The following is a 2,861-nucleotide window of genomic DNA, read 5'->3' on the forward strand; positions in this document are numbered from 1 at the left end:
AACGACTGTTTGGGGTTGTATAGTCAAGTAATTAAGTGCATGTGGTGGATGCCTTGGCAGTCAGAGGCGAAGAAAGACGTGATAGCCTGCGAAAAGCTCCGGGGAGGCGGCAAATATCCTGTGATCCGGAGATGTCTGAATGGGGAAACCCACCGGCTATAAGGTCGGTATCATAAACTGAATACATAGGTTTATGAGGCGAACGCGGAGAAGTGAAACATCTCAGTATCCGTAGGAAAAGAAATCAATTGAGATTCCCTCAGTAGCGGCGAGCGAAAGGGGAACAGCCCATTAAGTCATATCAGTTTTAGTGGAATGCTCTGGGAAGTGCAACCATAGTGGGTGATAGTCCTGTACACGAAAGGGCTGATATGATGATGTCGAGTAGGGCGAGGCACGTGAAACCTTGTCTGAATATAGGGGGACCATCCTCTAAGGCTAAATACTCCTGACTGACCGATAGTGAACCAGTACCGTGAGGGAAAGGCGAAAAGAACCCCTGTGAGGGGAGTGAAATAGATCCTGAAACCGCATGCATACAAGCAGTGGGAGCCACTTTGTGTGGTGACTGCGTACCTTTTGTATAATGGGTCAGCGACTTATATTCAGTAGCGAGGTTAACCGAATAGGGGAGCCGTAGAGAAATCGAGTCTTAATAGGGCGTATAGTTGCTGGGTATAGACCCGAAACCGGGTGATCTATCCATGAGCAGGTTGAAGGTTGGGTAACACTAACTGGAGGACCGAACCCACTGTCGTTGAAAAGCCAGGGGATGACTTGTGGATAGGGGTGAAAGGCTAATCAAACTCGGTGATAGCTGGTTCTCCCCGAAAGCTATTTAGGTAGCGCCTCGGACGAATACCATTGGGGGTAGAGCACTGTTTCGGCTAGGGGGTCATCCCGACTTACCAAACCGATGCAAACTCCGAATACCAATGAGTACTATCCGGGAGACAGACTGCGGGTGCTAACGTCCGTAGTCAAGAGGAAAACAATCCAGACCGCCAGCTAAGGTCCCTAAATCATAGTTAAGTGGGAAACGATGTGGGAAGGCATAGACAGCTAGGAGGTTGGCTTAGAAGCAGCCACCCTTTAAAGAAAGCGTAATAGCTCACTAGTCGAGTCGGCCTGCGCGGAAGATGTAACGGGGCTAAAACTATGTACCGAAGCTGCGGATTTGCAATTTATTGCAAGTGGTAGGGGAGCGTTCTGTAAGCCGATGAAGGTGGATTGAGAAGTCTGCTGGAGGTATCAGAAGTGCGAATGCTGACGTGAGTAACGACAAAACGGGTGAAAAACCCGTTCGCTGAAAGACCAAGGGTTCCAGTCCAACGTTAATCGGGGCTGGGTGAGTCGACCCCTAAGGCGAGGCCGAGAGGCGTAGTCGATGGGAAATTGGTTAATATTCCAATACTTCAGTGTAATGCGATGAGAGGACGGAGAAGGTTAAGTCAGCCTGGCGTTGGTTGTCCAGGTGGAAGACTGTAGGCATGTATCTTAGGCAAATCCGGGGTACTCTATGCTGAGAGTTGATAGCAAGCCAGTTTACTGGTGAAGTGGCTGATACCATACTTCCAGGAAAAGTCTCTAAGCTTCAGTTACACTGGAATCGTACCCGAAACCGACACAGGTGGTCAGGTCGAGTAGACCAAAGCGCTTGAGAGAACTCTGCTGAAGGAACTAGGCAAAATGGTACCGTAACTTCGGGAGAAGGTACGCTGCCGGCGGTGATAGGACTTGCTCCTTGAGCTGTTGGCAGCCTCAGAAACCAGGCCGCTGCAACTGTTTATTAAAAACATAGCACTCTGCAAACACGAAAGTGGACGTATAGGGTGTGATGCCTGCCCGGTGCTGGAAGGTTAATTGATGGGGTTAGCGTAAGCGAAGCTCTTGATCGAAGCCCCAGTAAACGGCGGCCGTAACTATAACGGTCCTAAGGTAGCGAAATTCCTTGTCGGGTAAGTTCCGACCTGCACGAATGGCATAATGATGGCGGCGCTGTCTCCAGCAGAGGCTCAGTGAAATCGAATTCGCCGTGAAGATGCGGTGTACCCGCGGCTAGACGGAAAGACCCCGTGAACCTTTACTGCAGCTTGACATTGAACTTTGATCTTACTTGTGTAGGATAGGTGGGAGGCTTTGAAGTGGTGACGCTAGTTGCCATGGAGCCGTCCTTGAAATACCACCCTGGTAATATTGAGGTTCTAACTCTGCTCCCTGATCGGGAGCGAGGACCATGTCTGGTGGGTAGTTTGACTGGGGCGGTCTCCTCCTAAAGAGTAACGGAGGAGTACGAAGGTGCGCTCAGCGTGGTCGGAAATCACGCGTAGAGTATAAAGGCAAAAGCGCGCTTAACTGCGAGACCCACAAGTCGAGCAGGTACGAAAGTAGGTCTTAGTGATCCGGTGGTTCTGTATGGAAGGGCCATCGCTCAACGGATAAAAGGTACTCTGGGGATAACAGGCTGATACCGCCCAAGAGTTCATATCGACGGCGGTGTTTGGCACCTCGATGTCGGCTCATCTCATCCTGGGGCTGAAGCAGGTCCCAAGGGTATGGCTGTTCGCCATTTAAAGAGGTACGCGAGCTGGGTTTAGAACGTCGTGAGACAGTTCGGTCCCTATCTACCGTGGGCGCTGGAAATTTGAGAGGATCTGCTCCTAGTACGAGAGGACCAGAGTGGACGAACCTCTGGTGTACCGGTTGTGACGCCAGTCGCATCGCCGGGTAGCTATGTTCGGAAGGGATAACCGCTGAAAGCATCTAAGCGGGAAGCCTACCTCAAGATAAGATTTCCCCGAGACTTTATGTCTCCTAAAGAGCCGTTGAAGACTACGACGTTGATAGGTTGGATGTGGAAG

The 2,861-nt window shown here is 50.8% G+C and carries 1 rRNA gene; it reads left to right on the plus strand.

From position 1 onward, the window contains the following. Positions 1 to 21: 21 nt before the first annotated feature. Positions 22 to 2,861 (plus strand): 23S ribosomal RNA (locus tag ACEWB7_RS17075); the annotation flags it as partial.

Source organism: Acinetobacter sp. NIOH-H-8 (assembly GCF_046635365.1).
Lineage (GTDB): Bacteria > Pseudomonadota > Gammaproteobacteria > Pseudomonadales > Moraxellaceae > Acinetobacter.